Source organism: Streptomyces sp. ALI-76-A (genome assembly GCF_030287445.1).
Classification (GTDB): Bacteria; Actinomycetota; Actinomycetes; order Streptomycetales; family Streptomycetaceae; genus Streptomyces.
Map to the genome: position 1 here is coordinate 1,438,346 of NZ_JASVWB010000004.1, position 19,741 is coordinate 1,458,086.

The 19,741-nt window shown below is 69.2% G+C and carries 15 protein-coding genes and 4 pseudogenes; 8 read left to right on the forward strand and 11 right to left on the reverse strand.

From position 1 onward, the window contains the following. Window positions 1-245: 245 nt before the first annotated feature. Entirely contained in the window at window positions 246-806 is a 561-nt protein-coding gene (locus tag QQS16_RS42860; protein WP_286068182.1) for a hypothetical protein, read from the reverse strand. 319 nt (window positions 807-1,125) lie between these two features. Between QQS16_RS42860 and QQS16_RS43750 the strand changes: the two genes are divergently transcribed. Continuing rightward, window positions 1,126-1,515, forward strand: coding sequence for a sensor histidine kinase (locus tag QQS16_RS43750; protein ID WP_353479772.1), 390 nt, complete (start codon window positions 1,126-1,128; stop codon window positions 1,513-1,515). Continuing rightward, window positions 1,512-2,168 (forward strand): response regulator, encoded by a 657-nt coding sequence (locus QQS16_RS42865; protein WP_286068174.1) that lies wholly within the window; start codon window positions 1,512-1,514, stop codon window positions 2,166-2,168. The genes QQS16_RS43750 and QQS16_RS42865 overlap by 4 nt, the downstream gene beginning before the upstream one ends. 29 nt (window positions 2,169-2,197) lie before the next feature. Here the strand turns inward: QQS16_RS42865 and QQS16_RS42870 are convergent, their stop codons facing one another. Beyond that, entirely contained in the window at window positions 2,198-2,614 is a 417-nt protein-coding gene (locus QQS16_RS42870; protein WP_286068069.1) for a (R)-mandelonitrile lyase, read from the reverse strand. A gap of 90 nt (window positions 2,615-2,704) precedes the next feature. Continuing rightward, on the reverse strand, window positions 2,705-3,598 hold the full coding sequence (locus QQS16_RS42875; protein ID WP_286068070.1) for a helix-turn-helix transcriptional regulator: 894 nt from the start codon (window positions 3,596-3,598) through the stop codon (window positions 2,705-2,707). Between the two features lie 259 nt (window positions 3,599-3,857). On the opposite strand from QQS16_RS42875, the gene QQS16_RS42880 reads away from it, so the two are divergent. The 4 genes and pseudogenes from QQS16_RS42880 to QQS16_RS43755 all read left to right on the forward strand — a co-directional run bounded on the left by QQS16_RS42880 (window position 3,858) and on the right by QQS16_RS43755 (window position 8,068). Further along, window positions 3,858-4,622: an SDR family NAD(P)-dependent oxidoreductase gene (locus QQS16_RS42880; RefSeq protein WP_286068071.1), complete on the forward strand. Its 765-nt coding sequence runs from the start codon at window positions 3,858-3,860 to the stop codon at window positions 4,620-4,622. A gap of 87 nt (window positions 4,623-4,709) precedes the next feature. After that, window positions 4,710-5,555, forward strand: coding sequence for an SDR family oxidoreductase (locus QQS16_RS42885; RefSeq protein WP_286068072.1), 846 nt, complete (start codon window positions 4,710-4,712; stop codon window positions 5,553-5,555). 139 nt (window positions 5,556-5,694) lie between these two features. Next, on the forward strand, window positions 5,695-6,831 hold the full coding sequence (locus QQS16_RS42890; RefSeq protein WP_286068073.1) for an alpha/beta hydrolase: 1,137 nt from the start codon (window positions 5,695-5,697) through the stop codon (window positions 6,829-6,831). Window positions 6,832-7,013: 182 nt separating this feature from the next. Further along, window positions 7,014-8,068, forward strand: a pseudogene (locus tag QQS16_RS43755) (NAD(P)-dependent oxidoreductase). Between the two features lie 8 nt (window positions 8,069-8,076). On the opposite strand, the pseudogene QQS16_RS42900 reads toward QQS16_RS43755, so the two are convergent. Further along, window positions 8,077-9,080: pseudogene (locus QQS16_RS42900) on the reverse strand (IS5 family transposase). 196 nt (window positions 9,081-9,276) lie between these two features. On the opposite strand from QQS16_RS42900, the gene QQS16_RS42905 reads away from it, so the two are divergent. Together QQS16_RS42905 and QQS16_RS42910 are read left to right on the forward strand one after the other, a co-directional pair. After that, window positions 9,277-10,230, forward strand: a complete 954-nt coding sequence (locus QQS16_RS42905) for an IS481 family transposase (RefSeq protein ID WP_286060349.1) — start codon at window positions 9,277-9,279, stop codon at window positions 10,228-10,230. Window positions 10,231-10,535: 305 nt separating this feature from the next. Beyond that, window positions 10,536-10,871 (forward strand): DUF6192 family protein, encoded by a 336-nt coding sequence (locus tag QQS16_RS42910; protein WP_286068075.1) that lies wholly within the window; start codon window positions 10,536-10,538, stop codon window positions 10,869-10,871. A 322-nt stretch (window positions 10,872-11,193) separates the two neighbouring features. Here the strand turns inward: QQS16_RS42910 and QQS16_RS43760 are convergent. The 7 genes and pseudogenes from QQS16_RS43760 to QQS16_RS42935 form a co-directional block, all read right to left on the reverse strand. Then, window positions 11,194-11,283: pseudogene (locus QQS16_RS43760) on the reverse strand (IS5 family transposase); the annotation flags it as partial. 356 nt (window positions 11,284-11,639) lie between these two features. Next, window positions 11,640-12,797, reverse strand: coding sequence for an aldo/keto reductase (locus tag QQS16_RS42915; protein WP_286068077.1), 1,158 nt, complete (start codon window positions 12,795-12,797; stop codon window positions 11,640-11,642). A gap of 783 nt (window positions 12,798-13,580) precedes the next feature. Beyond that, window positions 13,581-14,000: pseudogene (locus QQS16_RS44235) on the reverse strand (transposase); the annotation flags it as partial. 193 nt (window positions 14,001-14,193) lie between these two features. Further along, entirely contained in the window at window positions 14,194-15,171 is a 978-nt protein-coding gene (locus QQS16_RS42920; protein ID WP_286068078.1) for an aldo/keto reductase, read from the reverse strand. Between the two features lie 47 nt (window positions 15,172-15,218). After that, the gene (locus tag QQS16_RS42925) at window positions 15,219-16,418 is read right to left on the reverse strand and encodes an XdhC family protein (RefSeq protein ID WP_286068079.1); all 1,200 of its coding nucleotides are present in this window, start codon (window positions 16,416-16,418) and stop codon (window positions 15,219-15,221) included. A gap of 135 nt (window positions 16,419-16,553) precedes the next feature. Continuing rightward, complete coding sequence (locus QQS16_RS42930; protein ID WP_286068080.1) at window positions 16,554-18,761, reverse strand: xanthine dehydrogenase family protein molybdopterin-binding subunit; 2,208 nt, start codon at window positions 18,759-18,761, stop codon at window positions 16,554-16,556. Then, window positions 18,758-19,738, reverse strand: a complete 981-nt coding sequence (locus QQS16_RS42935) for an FAD binding domain-containing protein (RefSeq protein WP_286068081.1) — start codon at window positions 19,736-19,738, stop codon at window positions 18,758-18,760. The genes QQS16_RS42930 and QQS16_RS42935 overlap by 4 nt, the downstream gene beginning before the upstream one ends. Between the last annotated feature and the right edge of the window lie 3 nt (window positions 19,739-19,741).

Genomic DNA, 19,741 nt, shown 5'->3' on the forward strand with positions numbered 1-19,741 from the left:
CGCTGGCCGCACGGGCGGGACACCGCCCCGGCCGGTCTCCAAATCCTGCCCTCGGCCGTCACCGCCAGGACCGCTGGAAGGCCCGCTCACACCATGAAGGATGTACGACAGTGACCGCACCAGCACCAACGGCTCATCCCGTAGATCCACGGACCATGCTGAGTGGTCCGGAACACCGCACGTTCCGCCCTCTGCTGTGCTGGCTGGCGTCGATGAATCGTGCGGAAAAGGCCCATCCGCAGGTCTCACGCTGGGGCGTGCCGGCCCTGTGCGCCGCGTTCGGCTTGCCCTCCCTCCTGGACGCGGCCGACGGACCCGGCGTCCCGGCGGTCCTGGCGCTGATCGCCGGGCTCACCGTCCCGCTGCTCTGGCGCAAGCAGCACCCCATGACGGTCTACGCCATCACCACCGCCACCGCCGTGGCGGCACTCCCCCTGGGAATCCTGTCGGCCGCGGACGCCGGGCGGATGGTGGCCCTGCTCAACGTGGGCCGCCGTGGAACCGCCCGCCAACTGGTCGTTGCCCTGGTCGTCGGCCTCGCGCAAGGGATCGCGGCGTACGTGGTCTATTCGTCCGACGGGCAGCTCGACCACTTCCTGCAGGCTCCCGCGCTGATCCTGATCATGCTGCTCGACGTCGTGGCGATCGCCGGACTGGGTGTCATCAGCCGACTCGTGAACTCCTACATCACGGCCCTGCAGGACCGTGCCGTGCGCCTGGAAGTGGAACGCGACCAGCGTGCCCGCCTTGCCGCAGCCGCCGAACGCACCCGCATCGCCCGCGAAATGCACGACATCCTCGGCCACACCCTCTCCGTCGTCGTGGGCCTGGCCAACGGCGCCGCCGGACTCACCGAGAACGAACCCAGACGACGGCGCCGACACCCTGCGGCTCATCGCCGACAGCGGGCGCGGCGCCCTGGACGACCTGCGCCGCCTCCTCACCGTCATCCACCACGAGCCCGGCGAACCCGGCACCGCCCCCCTGCTCACCCCCCAGCCGGGTCTGGCCGACCTCGACGCCCTGCTGGAACGGGTGAGGGCAGCGGGCCCCAGCGTCACCCTGCACACCGAGGGCGACCTGGAAGGGCTCGCCCCGGGACTCCAACTGGTCGTCTACCGCATCGTGCAAGAGGCCCTCACCAACACCCTCAAACACGCCGCACCCGACCCGACCATCCACGTCGCCGTCTGCGTGGACCACAAGCTGGTCCACGTCACCATCGAGGACACCGGCCCGCACCGTGCCCGGCACGGGGGCGACCGGAACGACGGCGCAGGCCAGGGCCTGGTCGGTATGCGCCAGCGTGCCGCCCTCTACCAGGGCAGCATCACCGCCGGCCCCAACACCCGCGGCGGCTGGACCGTCCGCGCCCTCCTCATCCCCACCGCGGCACCCTTCACGCCCCCGACACCTCCGCCAAGCCGCCGGACTCGCCCGCAGCGAAAGGACGCCCACGACCACGGAGCCGTCCTCACCGCCCCAGCACCGTCCACGGGAAGCTGCCCGTCATGACCACCGTCCTCGTCGTCGACGACCAGGCCCTGCACCGATTCGGCTTCGCCATGCTCCTCGAACAGCACCCCGACCTGACCGTGGTCGGCGAGGCCGCCAACGGAGCCGAAGCGGTCAAGCTGGCCACTGAACTCCACCCCGACGTCGTCATCATGGACATCCGCATGCCCGGCATGGACGGCATCGAGGCCACCCGACGCATCGTCACCTCCGGCAGCCGCTCCCACGTCCTGGTCCTGACCACCGTCGACCTCGACGAAGACGCCTACGCGGCCCTGCGCGCGGGCGCCAGCGGATTCCTCCTGAAGGACGTCAAGCCCGACGAACTCGTCGCCGCCATCCGCGCGGTGGCCGCCGGAGACGCCGTCATCGCGCCCGGCCTCACGCGGAAACTCATCGACGTCTTCAGCCAGAAGATCAGCCACCGCAGTCGCGATCAGGAACGCCGGCTCGCCTCCCTCACCGACCGCGAACGGGAGGTCCTCAGCGCCATCGCCTGCGGCTACAGCAACGCCGAGATCGCCGCCCACCTCCACGTCGCCGAAACCACCGTCAAGTCCCACGTCGGCCGCGTCCTCGCCAAGACCGGCGCCCGCGACCGCGTTCAGGCCGTGGTCTTCGCCTACGACGTGGGACTGGTCCGGCCGGCATGAACCCGGCCCGCTCACGGGGCGTTGCCGGTTCAGGCCCGGCTGGTGGTGCGCGGCGCGTTGTACTGCTGGTCGGTGACCGGCTCCCGCCATTCGGTCTCCGGGATACCGTCGCCGAGACCCTCCCACAGGGCGATGTGCTCCATGAAACGGTCGGACACGGCGCCGTGCCAGTGCTCCTCGCCGGGCGGGCAGGTGACGGTCTCGCCGGGGTGAGCCTCGAAGACCGTGCCGTCGCGGGTGCCGATCAGGGCGGTGCCGGAGACGACGTACAGGGCCTGGCCCAGGGCGTGAGAGTGCCAGTGGGTGCGTGCGCCGGGGGAGAAGCGCACCGGGTTGGCGCGCATCCGGGACGGTTCCTGGCCGGTGTGGATCACGTCGAACCACACGTCACCCGTGAACCAGTCGGCCGGTGCCTTGACGGTGGGCTGCTGCTTGGCGAATTCCATGGTGCTTCTCCTGGCGAAGGCGCGCTGGGATGTGGCCGTGATGCGGCGCTGGGCCGCTTCGGGCGCTCGTGCTGCGAATGTCCGTGGGTGTCAGCCGGCTGGGTTGTGCGTCTGTCCGGAGGTGTGCGGGCGGGTGGTGGACGTGCTGGTGCTGGTCCAGCTGGCGAGGATGTTGAGAGCTTCGGCAGAGCGGGACGCCGGCTCCGGGGTGTAGATGACCAGGGTCTGCTCGGGGTCGCCTTCTACTGCCAGAACCACGTAGTCGAGGGTGAGGTCGCCGACGAGCGGGTGGTGCAGGCGTTTGGTGCCGCTGGTGTGGGCGATGACGTCGTGGTCGGCCCACAGGCGGCGGAAGGTGTCGCTGTGCAGGGACAGCTCGCCGATCAGCTCGGTGAGCTGCGGGTCGTCGGGGTGACGTCCGGCGTACAGTCGCAGCATGGCCAGGCAGTCGCCGGCGACCTGGTCCCAGTCGGCGTACAGCGTGCGGGCGGCCTCGTCGAGGAAGACGAAGCGGGCGAAGTTGCGTTCGCGGCGGGGCCTGGCTTCGAAGTCGGTGTAGAGGGCGTGGGCGAGCTTGTTGGCGGCAAGGACGTCTGTGCGTCGCCCCTGGACCACCGCGGGGACGCTGAGAGAGTCCAGGGTCCGGTACAGGACCGGGTGGACTCGCTGGGGGGCGAGCGGCCGCTTGCGGCGGGTCCGGGCGGGTCCGGGCTGGGTGAGGTCGAAGAGGTGGGCGCGTTCGGTCTCGTCGAGGTGCAGGGCGCGGGCGACGGCGTCCAGGACGGTTTCGGAGACGCCCTGGGTGCGGCCTCGCTCCAGGCGGACGTAGTAGTCGACGCTGACCCCGGCGAGCTGGGCGACTTCCTCGCGGCGCAGTCCCGGCACGCGGCGGGCCCCGCCGTGCGGGGCGAGACCGGCCTGTTCGGGGGTGATCCGAGCCCGGCGGGTGCGCAGGAACTCACGGATCTCGTTGCTGCGGTCCATGGGTCCACCGTACGGCGGGGACATGCAGGCCGGCGCCCTGGAAGGGGGTACTGGCAGACCCCCGGAAGAGCGGTGCCCTTTACGGCGGCCCACGGGGCGTTCGCGGGTGGTTGCCTGGATAGCGGGCTCACGACACTGCCCACGGGCATTCGCACGACGATGCCGATGTGCGCAGTGTGTGCGAAAAGAGCGCATAGGGAATCGGTAATGCCCTCTGCCTGCCCCCGCGCCCATACGTCTGGAGAAGAGGAGAAGCCTCGTGGCATCGAAACTTACCGGCACCGTCGCTCTCGTCACCGGCGCGAGCAGCGGGATCGGCGCCGCCACCGCCCGCGAGCTCGCCGAGCACGGTGCATCCGTCGCGCTCGTGGCCCGCCGCAAGGACCGCCTGGAAGACCTCGCCGCCGAGATCGAGAAGGCGGGCGGCACCGCGCTGGTGGTGGAAGCGGACATCGCTGACCGTAACCAGGCCGAAGGGGCCGTGGAGCAGGTCGTCGAGCGGTTCGGACGGCTGGACACGCTGGTCAACAATGCCGGTCTGATGCTCCTGGGCCCCGTGGTCGGCGCGGACGCCGAGGAGTGGGACCGCATGATCGCCGTCAACCTGCAGGGCCTGCTCTACACCACCCGTGCCGCCCTGCCGCATCTGCTGCAGGCCGCCGAACAGGGCCCGCGCCAGGTCGCCGACATCGTCAACATCAGCTCGCAGGCGGGCCGCGTGGCCAGCAAGGGCTACGGCGTCTACAACCTCACCAAATTCGGCGTGAACGGCTTCACCGAGTCCCTGCGCCAGGAACTCGCCCAGCGCCACGTGCGCGTCGGTGTCCTGGAACCGGGCGCCGTGGAGACCGAGCTGGTCGGCCACAACACGCCCGAGGTCCGCAACGAGCTGGTCGACCCCGTCATCGGGCGGATCGAGGTCCTCACCGCCGAGGACATCGCCGACGGCGTCGCCTACATGGTCACCCGCCCCCGGCGCACCGCCATCGGCGAGCTGTGGATCATGCCCACCGAACAGGGCTGACCCCCCATCCATCGCCCGGCCGCCACAGTCAATCACCCCCCCACACACACCGGGCGCCGTATGCGCAGCCCGACGTAAGGAATCCTCATGAGCAAGGTCATCTTCATCACCGGTGCCGGACGCGGTCTCGGCACGGACATCGCCCGCGAGGCCCTGGCGGCCGGCCACCAGGTCGTCGCCACCGGCCGCCGCCCCGAGGACGTCGAGAAGACCCTCGGCGGTCCGCAGGACAACCTGCTGGTCACCAAGCTGGATGTGACCAGCCTGGAGGACGCGCAGGCGGCCGCGCAGGCCGCGGTCGACCGGTTCGGCCGCATCGACGTCCTGATCAACAACGCCGGGAATTTCTTCGCCGGCTACTTCGAGGAGGTCTCCCCGGAGCACATGCGGCAGCAGATCGAGACCAACCTCTTCGGCCCGATGAACGTCACCCGCGCCGTCCTGCCCGTCATGCGCAGGCAGCGAGACGGTCATGTCATCACGATCTCCTCGCTCGCCGGTCAGGTCGGCACGGAGTTCACCTCCGCCTACGCGGCCTCCAAGTTCGCCGTCGAGGGCTGGATGGAAGCCCTGCACCACGACATCAAGCCGTACGACATCCGCACCACGATCGTGGAGCCCGGCTACTTCCGCACCGAGCTGCTCGTGGACGCCTCCACCACCTGGCCCGAGCCGACCATCGACGACTACGCCGAGCGCACCACCGCCACGGTCGAAGCCTGGAAGAGCATCAACGGACAGCAGCCCGGCGACCCCGCCAAGCTCGCCCACGCCCTGCTGACCCTCGCCGGACAGGACCAGCCGCCGCTGCGTTTCGTCGCCGGCGCCGACGCCATCGAGGGCGTCTCGGCCAAGGCCAGGGAACTCCTCGCGCAGGTCGAAGCCTCCCGCGAGCTGGGCGGCAACCTCGGCCACGACGACACCGACGCCTGAGCGTGGCGCCCACGCCGGCCACGGCCTGCGAGGAGAAAGACCTAGCCCCGTGAAAGCAGTCCCCTTACATGGTCATCCAGCGTCGGCCCGCGACCTGGAAGTGGCCAGAGAACCAAACCAGCGATCCAGGAGTTACACGATGACAAACAGGCTGACCCACACCACGCGGACGTTGGCGGCCAGGAGGGTCTTGGTTCTCGGTGTCGCCCTGACGAGCCTCGCAACCCCCATCGCATTCGCTAGCAGCGCGAGTTCCGACTCGGGTGTCACGGTCGCCAATGCGAGCGCCACGGCGAAGCAGGACACGATCACCAGCTTGGCGGCCTTCGAGAAGACGGTCCGCGCAGACCGCACTGTCACGCGCAAGCAGGTCACGTTCAAGAACGGGGAACTCGACATGGCCGGCGTGCAGTTCGCGCCGGCCAAGATGAAGCCGGGCAGGAAGTACCCGGCGATCCTCGTCGTGCATCCGGCCGGCGGGATCAAGGAACAGACCGCAAGCCTCTACGCCTACCGCATGGCGCAGCAGGGCTACATCGCGCTGGCCTATGACGCGTCCCACCAGGGGCAGAGCGAAGGGCAGCCCCGTCTGCTCGAAGACCCCGCACAGAGGGTGGAAGACGCACGCAGCGCGGTCGACTACCTCACTACGCTTCGCACCGTTGATCGTGAGCGGATTGCAGCTCTCGGCATTTGCGCCGGCGGCGGATACGCGATCAACGCCACGATGACCGACCACCGCATCAAGGCCGTCGCCGGCGTGGCCTCGTTCAATTACGGTGACGGTGTCCGTCAGGGCTGGAGGGGAACGGGAACCGCCGAGGAGCTGCGCGCCGGTCTTGAGGATGTCGCTCAGGAGCGCACAGCAGTGGCCAACGGCGCTCAGCCCACGATGCTTCCGTACGTACCCGACTCGGCTGAGGGTGTCACCGAGCCCGACATGGTGGAAGCCAGTGAGTACTACCGGCAGGCGGACCGGTGGAAGCATGAGAACTCGCCGAACCGGTACCTGAAGAGCAGCATGGACAAGATCTACGCGTTCGACGCCTTCGACGGTATCGACACCTTGCTGACGCAGCCGCTGCTCCTGATCACCGGTAGCGAGGCCGGCTCGAAGTGGCACAGCGATCGGGCGTACAAGGAGGCGAACGGTGAGAAGGAACTCTTCGTCGTCCCGGGTGGTACTCACATGAGCATGTACGACAAGGACGTGAACAGGGCGGTGCCCAAGCTGGCTGAGTTCTTCGGAAAGCAGCTCAAGCACTCCGCGAACTGACCGCAGTCAACGGAACACCGGCGAGACGATTCCGGTCGTGGTCGCCGGTGTTCCGTTGAGGTGTTCCGTGAGCAGTTCCCACTGCCTCGGCTGCGGTGCCCCTTCCTGAACGCCGTACCTCCTCCGGCCCGCCTTTCTCCGCCACAGAAAGCCGTCTGAGGAGTTCGAGGTCCTCGACTTCGATGGCCACCCCGACGCCGAACGGCAGCTGGACCTGGCGCTTCCCCGGGCCTTCGCCGTGGTCGGCCAGCCCGACCTGCCCGCCGGACGCGTCGAGCGTGCCGTCCGCCTGCGCGCCCTGTGCAACGTCGAGGGCAACTTTCTTCCCCAACGTCGACTACGCGGCCTGCGCGGACCGCGGCGCCCGCGTGCTCGGCTGCGGACCCGCCTACGCACGGGCCGTGGCCGAGTACTCCCTCGGCCTCGCGCTCGACCTGGCGCGGAGCATCACCCGCGAGGACCGCGCCTTCCGGGCCGGCACCGAGGGGTACACCTTCGCGGCCAACTCCGACTCCATTCTGCTGCGCGGCGCCGAGATCGGCTTCATCGGCTTCGGCAACCTCGGTCGCGCGCTGCACGAACTGCTGGTGCCGTTCAGGGCCGTTGTCCGGGTCTACGACCCTTGGCTGCCGGACAGCTACCTGGAGGAGGCCGGAGTCACACCGGCCTCACTCGACGAGGTACTGGAGGGCAGCCAGGTCCTCTTCGTCCTGGCCACGATCACCGGGGAGAGCGAGCGACGCTCAGCGAGGCACGGCTGCGCCGACTGCGCCCCGGTGCCCGGCTGGTCCTGGTCAGCCGGGCACCGGTCGCCGACTTCACCGCCCTGGTCGAGCTCGTGAGAGAAGGCCGCTTCGTCGCGGCACTGGACGTGTGGCCCGAGGAGCCGGTGCCCGCCGAGCACCCCGCCCGTGCGGTGGAGGGGCTCGTCCTGTCCGCGCACCGGGCCGGCGGCATCCCCGCTGCCTTCGAGAAGATCGGCGAGATGGTCCTCGACGACCTCCTACAGATCCGGGCGGGACTGCCGCCGGTGCGCATGCAGGTGGCAGCCCGGGAGCTAGTGCCGCGGCAGGCAACGTTTGCCCGTCAAGGAGCGGCGTCCGGTGCGTGCTCTCGGCGTGCCGGCCGGAAGCCCTCGTACTGGATGTACTTGGGCTTTCGGCCGGTGCGGCGAGAGGGCGTGCCGGGCGTCGCGACGGGGCGAACGTTGCCTGCCACGGCACTAGGGCCTGTGTGATGTCGTGATCAATCGGCTGCTTGCAGGAGATCTCCGAGCCAGATCATCGAGGCGCGGAGTTCGAGGCCGGCGAGGTAGCTCTCGGGCGTCTTATCGAAGCGTGTAGCGATGCCGCGCCAGTCCTTCAGCCGATTGATCAGCCGCTCGACGGTGTTGCGGTGGCGGTAAAGAGCGGCGTCGAACGTGACGGGACGGCCGCCCCGACTGCCCTTCTTTTTGCGGTTGGCCACCTGGTCCTTCTTCTCCGGGATGACCGCCTTGATGCGGCGCTTCCGCAGATGGGAGCGGTTGGCGCGGGACGAGTACGCTTTGTCCGCGGCGACCGCGCCCGGCCGAGTGCGGGGCCGGCCTACCGGCAGACGGACGCGGATCTTTTTCAGCACGGGGATGAACTGGGGACTGTCCGCGGCCTGCCCGGCGGTCAGAACGAACGACAGAGGTCGGCGCTTGCGGTCGGCAGCGAGGTGAATCTTGCTGGTCAGTCCGCCGCGGGACCTGCCAAGCAGTGCTTCCTTCAGGCGGAGTCTGCGTCGACGGCGGACGCGTCGACGTTCGGCCCGCTCAGGCTCATTTCCGCCGTCCCACCCGTTCTGTTCCGCCTCGCCGCCCCTTTTTGCCGGGCCTGTTCCTGCTCGGCGGCGGCTTCCTCGAGAGCCTCCATAACGTCCTTGCCGACGATGACCCCGGCGGCGTCATGGTGAGCACGGACGGTCGTGGAGTCCACGCTGACCAGGGATAAGTCTGTCTTGCCCTGGCAGGCGGCCTCGGCGATCAGGCCCTCCAGCAGGGCGGTGAAGACACCGGCGTTCCGCCAGACCCGGAAGCGTCCGTAGACGGTCGGCCAGGGTCCGAACTCGCCGGGCATCTCCCGCCACTGCGCGCCTGTCCTGAACCGCCAGATCACGCCCTCGAACTGATCCCGCAACCGCTCGGGGTACGGGCCGTACTCGCCTATCGGCAGGAACGGCTCAATCAACTGCCACTGTTCGTCGGTGAGTTGCCTGCGCGTCACGACCATCTTCCTACCGGATCCGTCATCCAGACGGATCCGGATCGGCAAGATGATCACGACATCACACAGGCCCTAGTTGTTCTGTCCCGGGAGGTTGTGGACGAGGGAGCCAGATCTCGGCTGAGGGATCTTGAAATGAGTGAGGGCCTTCCGGTTCGGTGTGGATTGCGACGTCTACACCAACAGAAAGGCCCTCGTGCCCCACCGTAATGCACCCCTGACCGAGACCGGCCGTCTGCGTCTGGCCCGCTGCGTGGTCGAGGACGGCTGGACCCTGCGCAGGGCCGCCGAACGCTTCCAGGTCTCGCCGACCACCGCCCAGCGGTGGGCCGACCGCTACCGTCGATCCGGTGAGGCAGGCATGAGCGACCGCTCCAGCCGCCCGCGCACCAGCCCGCGCCGGATGCCGACCCGCATCGAGCGGCGGATCATCAAGGTCCGCGTTCTGCGCCGCTGGGGACCGGCCCGCATCGCCTATCTGCTGCGGTTGAACCCGTCCACGGTGCACCGGGTCCTGGCCCGCTACAAGCTGGCCCGTCTCGCTCATCTCGACCGCGCTACCGGGCGGGTGATCCGCCGCTACGAACGGTCAGCGCCGGGCGAGTTGGTGCACGTGGACATCAAGAAGCTCGGCAACATCCCCGACGGCGGCGGCCACAAGACCCTGGGCCGCCAGGCCGGCCGCAAGACCCGCTCCGGCGTCGGTTACAGCTACCTGCACAACGCCGTCGACGATCACTCCCGCCTCGCCTACAGCGAGATCCACGCAGACGAGAAGAAGGAAACCGCAACCGCCTTCTGGGGCCGGGCCCAGACGTTCTTCGCCCAGGCCGGGATCACCGTCCAGCGGGTGCTGACCGACAACGGCTCCTGCTACCGCTCACGCGACTGGCGCGAAGCCCTTGCCACAGCCGGGATCACCCACAAGCGAACCCGCCCCTACCGGCCGCAGACGAACGGCAAGGTCGAGCGCTTCAACCGCACCCTGCTGGACGAGTGGGCCTACGCCCGCCCCTACCGCACAGAGACTGAACGACGCGACGCATACCCCGGCTGGCTGCACACCTACAATCACCACCGCGGACACACCGCGCTGAAAGGCCAACCACCCGCCAGCCGCGTCCCCAACCTCACGGGTCAGTACACCTAGTCCACCGCTACCGCAGCCGTCCGGTCACCACCGCCGCTGGAGCGAGGAACTCATGACTGCTCTGCGAGCCGCCGTGGTCGGTGCCGACTTCATGATCGGTAGGCACATCCGCGCCGCCCGTGTCACCGCCGCACGCCTGGCCGCAACCGGCTCTGTCGAGACGGCCGCCCGCACTGCTGAGCCAGCCGGAACGGGCACCCGACATGGCCGGGCAGGCCCGCTCCGGACCGACCGGTAGGGTCTTGGGGCCACCGGAGGGGAGGCGGCTCACTGCGGCGTCCCCCGGGCATGTCGGCCCCTGTGGCATGTACGGCGGCGAGGACGAGCAGGGGAGCCAGGCCGAGACCGCCCATGGTGGCGTAGCCCGCCAGGTCGCGGAGGTGTCCTTCGCCGTCCACAACATCCTCGCGTCGATCGCCGACGAGGAGGAACGATTCGCGACGATCCTCATGCCGCCGCCGGGCAGATCGCGGTGGGATGCCGGACGAGGCCAAGCGCCGCACGGGCCGTCAGGTCGCCAAGCTGGCCACGCCGCAGTAGAAGATCAGCGCCATCCACACCCTCGCCAAGGACGAGGAGGTCGCCGCGACGCGCGGCAGCACCACGAACCCGCCGTGTCGTCGGAGTGTTTGACGATCTGAAGGGTGAGCCCGCACTTCTCGGCCGCCCAGTCCACCAGCCGACCCGCATAGCCGTCGTCCGCCCAGACCAGGTGGATGGAGGCGAGACAGTCCACGACCAGGTGCCGCTTGTGGCCTGCCCCCATCTTCCTTCTTCCCGCCGTCCCAGCTGGACGTCGAACGCGGGATGTGCGCCGCCCACAACGACTGCGAGTCCACGATGGCAAACCGTCGGGTCCGGTGAGCGGCCCTCCTGCTGACGGACCTTGTCGCGCAGCCGGTCGTGCAGTTCTGCGAGCAGACCCGTCACCCGCCAGCGGCGGGCGAACACGTGCACACGCCGGTACGGCGGGAGGTCACGGGGCAGGTAGACCCACTTGACGCCGTTGTCGACGACACAGCGGACCGCATCCAGCAGCACACGGTGGCACATAGCCCTCCGGCCGCCCGCCCCTCCCCTGAAGCCATGCGGGAACCGGCAGCAACTGCCTAACGATCTGCCACTGTGCCTCCGTCAGATCGGAGCCGTAACACCGCACGCTGCCCGGACGGTCCGCCGTGTTGTCGGGCCTGTGCGCGAGGCAGTCACACGCCATGGTGACCTCGCGTTGGACTCTGCGGAGGGCGAGCACGAAACACTGCGGCTCAGGGCCTCCTGGCGCTGCTCGGTCGGGATCGCAATCCCGAGCTACCAGGAGGCCCTGCCGGTGTGCCACGGCTGCCGAGAGATCACCCGAACAGGAACCGTGTCCGACTGATCAAGACCGTCGAATGGTAAGCGGAAGGCTTCTACGGCAGGGGCGAATTGCCGTGCCCACCGTCAGAGCTCGTCCCCAGCTTGGCCCCGACGTCGATCATCGCAAGCATCGGTTCGCTCAATCGCGCGCCCTGCACCCGGATTTGAGCGAAGCCGTCCTCGATGTCCGCGATGTCGGCGGCGGTCAGCTGGACCTGAAGCGCGTCCATGTTTTCGTCCATGTGCCCCTGTGTGATCGGCCCCGGAATGGGCACGATCCACGGCTTGCGGGCGAGCAGCCAGGCGAGCGCTATTTGGGCAGGCGTCGCTTGCGTGCGTGCACCCACGCGCTGCAGCAGTTCGACGACGGGCCAGTTTGCGCGGCGGGCCTCCGGGGTGAAGCGGGGAAGCGTTGCCCTCAGATCCGCGGGGCCATGCACCATCAGCGGGGTGACGGTGCCGGTCAGATAACCCATCCCGAGCGGACTCCACGGCACGAACCCGATACCCAGCTCTTCACAGGCCCGGAGAACTTCTATCTCCGGATCGCGGGTCCAGACGGAGTATTCGTTCTGCACCGCCGTGATGCGCTGCACTTTGTGCGCGCGCCGAATGGTCGCTCCGCCTGCGGCAGAAAGTCCGAAGTGGCGGATCTTGCCCTGGGAGATCAGCTCCTGGACCGTCCCGGCCACCTCCTCGATGGGCACCTTGGGATCAACGCGGTGTTGATACATGAGATCGATGTAATCGGTCTTCAGGCGCCGGAGTGACTGATTGGTCACCCGCTTGATATGGTCAGGACGGCTGTTGAGTCCCTGAATCTGCCCGTCCCGACCGATGTCGAACCCGAACTTGGTGGCGATAACCACCTGGTCGCGCATCGGCGCCAGTGCCTTGCCGACTATCTCCTCGCCAAGGTACGGCCCGTAGACTTCGGCGATATCGAAAAACGTGACGCCCCGGTCATAGGCCGCCCGGATTACCCGGATCGCTTCCTTCGTGTCGATCGGCGGTCCATACATCCCGGCGAAGTTCTGGCAGCCGAGCCCCAGGGCAGACACTTCCAGTGAGCCGAGCATGCGGCGCTGCGTGCTCGACGGGCCTGAACTCGGCGCAGACGGTTTTGGTGTTTTCGCCTGCGCGGTTGAAAGAGGCAGGACAGATGCTGCGCCCACTCCAAGGCCGGCGGCCATGAATCCACGGCGTTTCACGACGGTTCTTCTCCTCTTCGTTCTTTTTACTTCAGCTTGGGTTTGCTGAAGGCGGCTGATCGTTGAGCGCGAGAGATTCCGGCAGGTCGCGGTAGGCGTGAAACTGGGCCTGCAGGGGCGACCTTCTGCTCGGCTGAGGCGATTGTGCAATTCCTGAATCGCTGTGTTGGTCGGCCTGGCCGCTTTCAAGCCACAGTCAGACGATTCGTGACCATGCAATGGGACTGCTTTCGCGGGACTATGCTTTATCTCGCCAAGCCGTCCCCCTGCTCGAATTAAGTTAAGCATCCGCAGACCCGGTGTCGGCTGCTGGAGGGGGTCTCCTTCGTCCAGGGGTCTGCCAGTACCCCCGTAGAGCTCCTGTTGGGTTGCCCTGGTCGGGCGTGTGTGGGCGCTGATCGAGCCGCTGCTGCCGACCTGGCCCGATCGGCTGCCGGGTCCGCGGCCGGTGACAGACCGGCTCTGTGTCTGAGGGTTCGGCTCCGGGCAGACCTGCTGGCGCCGCATGGAGTGGTGGCAGCAGGCAGGAGTCTTCGATCAGCTGCAGCCCGTCCTGCTACTCGAGCTGAACGCGGCCGGCAAACTCAACGGGTCCAGGGCGTGTGTGGACGGCTCCCACATGCGGAAAAGGGTGTGCCGACACCGGTCGTCGCCGGTCGACCGGCGCAAGACGTGCAGCAAACACCACCTGAACTGCCACGGGTGCGGAAGTCCGCTCAAGGTCATCACGACTGCGGCCAACGTCAACGTCGTCATCCAGCCCCTCGCCCTGGTCGATGCATCAGGCAGCCCGTCCAGTAGGTGCGAGATGCGCGGGGCGTCGTAGCCGGAGCCGAGGACCACCGCAACTCTTCGGGTTTGCCTCGTGCCACTGCCCGGCCGCGTTGAGCCGCTCGACGACACCGCGCAGCTGGACGCTGGTGACAGAGGCAAGGTCGACGCCGGGCTGAGGCGGAGCGCATCCAGCGCCGCAATCCACGACGTGCGGCCGGCCTCCAGCGCGGCCACGACCGAGTAGGGCCGGCCCGGGATCATCTGAAGGGGCGGTTCGGGCAAGTGGCGGCGTCCGGCCGCAGCCAAGGCGAAACGTCGGCCGCCAGGACCAGGCGGCCGACCGCCGCCTTCGACAGCGGAAGCCCGGCATCGTCCGCCGCAGCCGGTCGACGCCAGGCGTCTCAGCAGGGCGTCGGTGAGCTCGAACAGCGCGTCACCGCGTCAGGGCAGGCAGTCGTAGAAGTCGCCACGGAAGCGTGACAGCGTCGAGAACACCTCATACTGGTCCCCCTGTTGCAGCACACTCTTCTTCTCCACGGCCGCGGTCTGATCAGGTGCTCCTTGGTGGAGCACATGATCAGGCCGAGGCCACCCGCGTGTCCGGCACAGAGCTGGACGGCGGTCAGCGCTCGATGGCGGCCATGCCGCTCTCGTCGTGGCGCTCACCGACGGGCGGGGTGAGGTTGTTCAGCCGGTCGAGCTGCCCGGTGCTGAGCTCGATGCGGTCGGCGGCGGTGTTCTCCTCGACGCGGGCGGCCCGCTTGGTGCCGGGGATCGGGGCGATGTCGTCGCCCTGCGCGAGGAGCCAGGCCAGGGCGATCTGAGCCGTGGTGGCGTCGACCTCGGTGGCGATGGCCTGGACCTCGTCGACGATGCGCAGGTTGAGCTGGAGGTTCTCGCCGGTGAAGCGCGGGTTGGTCTTGCGCCAGTCGTCGTCGGCGATGTCGTCGGTGGAGCGGAACGTGCCGGTGAGGAAGCCGTGACCGAGCGGCGAGTAGGGCACCAGGCCGATGCCGAGTTCGCGCAGCAGCGGCAGCAGTTCGGCCTCCAGGTCACGGGTCCACAGCGAGTACTCGGTCTGCAGTGCGGCGACCGGGTGGACGGCGTGGGCGCGGCGGATCGTCTCGCCCCCGGCCTCGGACAGGCCGATGTGGCGGACCTTGCCCTCGGCGACCAGCTCGGCCAGGGCGCCGACGGTCTCCTCGATCGGGGTGTCGGGGTCGACCCGGTGCTGGTAGTACAGGTCGATGTAGTCGGTGCCGAGCCGATTCAGGGAGCCTTCGACGGCGGTGCGGATGTTCGCCGGGCTGCTGTCGAGGACGTACGGTCCGCCGCCGGCGTGCGAGTACATGCCGAACTTCGTGGCCAGGACGACCTGGTCACGGCGGCCTCGGAGGGCCTGGCCGACCAGTTCCTCATTGATGAACGGCCCGTAGATCTCGGCCGTGTCGAGATGGGTGACGCCCAGGTCCAGTGCCCGGTGGATGGCGCGGTTCGACTCGGCGTCATCGGTGCTCGCACCGGAGTAGAAGGCGGACATCCCCATGGCGCCCAGGCCGATCCGGGAGACGTTCAGCCCACCGAGTGAGACGTGCTGCATCAGATAACTCCGTTCTTAGGTTTCCGATTTCCGGGCGCACTCGCCCCTCATCCAGGCAACCACCCGTCGGCCACGACCGGGCCCGCGTACGGGGTACTGCTTTTCGGGGGGTCCGCCAGTGCCCCCTTCCACGACGCCGTCACCGGGGCATGGATCGGGCCGGTACGGCGGGACAGGGGCAGGCCGGTGCCGTCGTGGGCGTGGGTGATGATCTCGGCGGTGATGGAAATAGCCGTTTCCTGGGGGGTGTGGGCGCCCAGGTCGAGTCCGATCGGGGAGTTGAGGCGCGCGAGGTCCGCCTCGGGTACGCCGGCGTCCCGCAGCAGTTCCAGGCGCTGTTCGTGGGTGCGCCGCGAGCCCATGGCCCCGATGTAGCCGACCGGCAGGCTCAGCGCGAGGCGCAGGAGGGGGATGTCGAACTTGGCGTCGTGGGTGAGGACGCAGATGGCGGTGCGGGCGTCCACTTCGGTGGCGGCCAGGTACCGGTGCGGCCAGTCGGTCACGACCTCGTCAGCGTGCGGGAAGCGGGCGCGGGTGGCGAAGACAGGGCGGGCGTCGCAGACCGTGACCCGGTAGCCCAGAAAACGCCCCGCCTCGCTGAGCGCGTCGGTGAAGTCGACGGCACCGAAGATCAGCATGCGGGGAGGCCGGGCACTGGTGTGGACGAGAACCGACAGCCGCTCGGGGCAGGTGTCGGCGTCTCCTCCGACCTCGATCCGGCCGGTGCGGCCGGCCCGCAGCAGCGCACGTGCCTGCGCCGCGACGACCTCGTCCTCGCGTTGCCCGCCCAGAGTTCCGTCGTACGGGCCCTCGGCAGGCACGTAAAGGGTGCCGCCGAGGAGTTCTTCCGGGCTGTCCACGACGTGGGCCACCGCGGCTGGTCGGCCCGCCACCATTTCGGCGAGGGCTGCGGTGAGATGGGGCTGCACCGCGGGATCCACCCGCTGTACCAGGATCTCGATCTCGCCACCGCAGGTCAGGCCCACGGCGAAGGCGTCGGAGTCCGAGTAGCCGAAGCGCGTCAGTACCGGAGCACCGCCGGATTCGAGTGTCTCCCGGCACAGTTCGTAGACCGCTCCCTCCACGCAGCCGCCGGAGACGCTGCCGATCACGTCGCCGTCGGCGCTCACGGCGAGCGCGGTGCCGGGGGGCAGGGGTGCGCTGCCGTTGACGTCGACGACGGTGGCGAGGGCGAAGGGACGGGCTTCCCCGCACCAGGCGTGCAGCGTTTCCGCGATGTTCAGCATGGACGGGTCTTCCTCGAGGACGTGGTGAACGGGCCGCCGCCGCACCGCCGGGGGGACGGAGTTCGCGGCGGCGGCCCTGGTGTGCCCTGCGTGGCGGGGGGTGGCCCGCAGGGCGGTCGTGGCGAGCCTGGTTGCTCAGAGCAGGGCTTCGGCCGTGATGGGCAGGTCGCGGATGCGGCGTCCGGTGGCGTGGAAGACCGCGTTGGTGAGGGCGGCGGCCACCCCGAGCTGGACGACTTCGCCGATGCCCTTGACGCCGATGGGGTCGGCCTCGTGGTCCTCCCCGTCGAGGTAGATGGCCTTGAGGTCGGGGATGTCGGCGTTGACGGGGACGAGGTAGTTGGCGAGGTCGGCGTTCACGATCCGGCCGTCGCGCTGGTCCATGACCATGTGCTCAAGCAGGGCCTGCCCGATGCCGCCGACCATGCCGCCCAGGGCCTGGCTGGTGGCGAGCTTGGGGCTGATGACGCGGCCCACGTCGTACACGCCGAGCATCCGCCGCACCCGGACAAGGCCGAGGCGGGCGTCGACGGCGACCTCGGTGAACACCGCGCCGTAGGAGTGCACCGAGGCCCGGTGGGACTCTTCGGGGGTGTAGGAGCCGAGCACCTCGAGGTGGGTGCGGTTGTTGCGGGCCAGCAGCCGCTGGTAGGTCTCCCCGCGCGCGGGGTTGTCCTTCACGTGCAGCCGGCCGCCGCGTACGACGACGGTGTCGGCGTCGGCGCCGTACAGCGGCGAGTCCTCGTCCTCGACGGCGAGTTCGATCGCCTGCTTGCGCAGCTTGTCGCAGCCGTCCTGGACGGCGGAGCCGACGTTGGCCATGGTCATGGAGCCGCCGTGCGGCGGGGTCACCGGCATACGGGAGTCGCCGAGCCGGAAGATCACGTTGCGCATGGTCAGACCGAGCGCGTCGGCGGCGAGCTGGCTCTGGGAGGTGTAGGTGCCCGGGCCCATGTCGCTGGTCGCGGCTTCGACCAGGGCCGTGCCGTCGGCGTTGAGCCGGACCGACGCCTGGGCCGCCCAGTAGAGGTGGTGGTAGACGCCGGCGGCCATGCCGGTGCCGATCAGCCAGTCGCCGTCGCGGGTCGAGCGGGGCCTGGGGTTGCGGCGGTCCCAGCCGAACTCGCGGGCGCCGGTGGTGTAGCACTCGCGCAGCCGCCGGGTGGAGAACGGCAGTCCGTTCGACTCGTCCTCGGCCGGCTCGTTGCGCCTGCGCAGCTCGATCGGGTCGATGCCGAGTTCGTGGGCGAGTTCGTCCATCGCCGACTCGACGGCGAAGGAGCCGGTGGCGTAGCCGGGCCCGCGCATCCAGCACGGCGTGTTCACGTCGAGCGACACCGTCCGGTATTCCTGGCGGACGTTGGGGGTGCTGTAGAACATGTTGCCGGGAGCCAGGACGCCCTCTTCCACGAAGTTCTCGTATGTCGAGGTCTCGGCCGTGACGTCGTTGACCATGGCGGTCAGGCGCCCGCGCCGGTCACTGCCCAGGCCCAGCCGGAACTCGTACGTGGGCCGGTAACCGACCCCGAAGTAGAGCTGCTTGCGCGAGAGCACGAGTTTGACCGGGCGGCCCGTCTCACGGGCCGCGACGGCCGCGATCGTGACGTGTGGCCAGGAGCGGATCGCGCCGCCGAACCCGCCGCCGACGAACGGCGAGATGACCCGGATCGACTCCTGCGCGATACCGAACACGGCGGCCAGCTCGACCTGCGTGCCGGGCACCCACTGGGTCTTGTCCCACAGGGTCAGCTTGTTGCCGTCCCAGCGGGCGATGGTGGCGTGCGGCTCCATCGGGTTGTGGTGGTTGCGGCCCAGATGGTACGTAACATCCAGCTGTACGGCGGCGGAGTCGAGCGCCTTGTCCGCGTCACCGCGCGCGTAGGTGATGGGCTTCCAGTCCGGGCGGTCGGCCGGGTCGGCCATGTCGGTCGACGGCTGCCGGGCGTCGTAGGAGACCTTCACCAGGCTCGCCGCGTGCTGCGCCGTCTCCAGCTCGGTGGCGACGACGACGGCGACCGGCTGCCCGTGGAAGAGGACTTGGTCGTCCTGGAAGACGTGCAGTCGATCGCCCTCCAGCGGGTCGATCGAGGCGGGGTTGTCGCGGTAGGCCAGCTTGGGCGCGTTGAGGTGGCTGATCACCTTCAGGACGCCGGGCTGGGCGAGGGCGGCGCGGGTGTCGATGCCGGTGATCCGGCCGCGGGCGACGGTGCTGTCGACGACGACGGCATGGACCACGCCCTTGATGTCGTGCTCGGCGGCGTACGTCGCCTTCCCGGTCACCTTCAGCCGGCCGTCCACACGGGAGAGCGGCGCGCCGACTGCTGCCTGCGGCTGGGGGCTCACTTGGTACCTCCTACGACGCGCAGCTGGCGTTCGACGGTCCGTTTCAGCAACTCGACCTTGAAGCGGTTGTGCTCCAGGGGGCGGGCCCCGTCGGCTGCCTGTTCGGCCGCCGCGGCCCACAGGTTCGCGGACGGCCGCTCGCCGATGAGGTGACGCTCGACGGCGGGCAGCTTCCACGGCACGGTGCCGACGCCTCCGGCGGCGACCATCGCCTCCTGGATCCGCCCGCCGCGTACGTGCAGGGCGACGGCCGCGGACGTCAGGGCGAACTCGTACGACTGCCGGTCGCGGACCTTCAGGTAGCCGGACTTGAGGGGACGGGGGTGGGCCGGGATCTCCACGGCGGTGATCAACTCACCGGGGCGGAGGGCCTGTTCGCGGTTGGGTGTGCTGCCGGGCCGGAGCAGGAAGTCGGCGAAGGGGACGCTGCGTTCCCCGGCCGGGCCGAGCAGGTGGACGGTCGCCTCCAGCGCGGCGAAGGCGACGGCCACGTCCGAGGGGTGGGTGGCCACGCAGTCCTCTGACGTGCCCAGGATCGCGTGGGTGCGGTTGAACCCTTCCAGCGCCGCACACCCCGAACCGGGCTCGCCCTTGTTGCAGTTCGCGGTGACGTCACGGAAGTACGTGCACCGGGTGCGCTGCATGATGTTCCCGCCGATGGAGGCCATGTTCCGCAACTGGGCCGAAGCGCTCAGCTCCAGCGCCTGCGAGATCACGGGGTAGAGGGTGCGCACCTTGGGATGGGCGGCGGCCTCGGCCATCTGCACCAGGGCGCCGATGCGCAGGCCGCCGCGCTCGGTGACGGTCACCTCCCGAAGGGGCAGGGCGCTGATGTCGACCAGGGTTCTGGGGCGTTCGACGGTCTCGCGCATCAGGTCGACCAGGGTGGTGCCGCCGGCGATGTACCGTCCGCCGCGTCGGCCCGCGTCCAGGGCCTCGCGGGTGTTGTCCGCCGTGGTGTAGGAGAAGGGGTACACGGC